1 protein-coding gene is annotated in these 266 nt (G+C 55.6%); it reads right to left on the bottom strand.

Features of this window, described 5'->3' with window-relative positions:
* On the bottom strand, positions 1–266 hold a 266-nt coding region (locus KMS84_RS44625; protein ID WP_256921604.1), incomplete at both ends, for a DUF3275 family protein.

Here is a 266-nt window from a genome sequence, read left to right as displayed (position 1 = left end):
AAATAGCCGAGCTCCGAGAGCCGACTGCACTGTTGGCGTAGTTGCTGACGATCAACAGTTGTGTCCAGCCTGACTGTATAGCTTAGAGGCCAGATTGTGCCGAACAACTCGGCATCTGCCTCGAGGTCGTTGGTTGCGCCGGTCGGGGTCATCCCGAACGGGGCATCCTCTTTTGATACCTGTTTATTGGTGGCCGGTAGGGCGGGCGGATTATTACGCTGCACAGGCTTGGAGAGGTTGGAAGAAGACTCTTCATCCATAGGGTC

Origin of the sequence: Streptomyces hilarionis (assembly GCF_024539675.1) — a bacterium.
Taxonomy (GTDB): Bacteria; Actinomycetota; Actinomycetes; order Streptomycetales; family Streptomycetaceae; genus Streptomyces; species Streptomyces hilarionis.
Note: the sequence above shows the minus strand (reverse complement) of the source record. Positions and strands in the feature narration are given on the sequence as shown.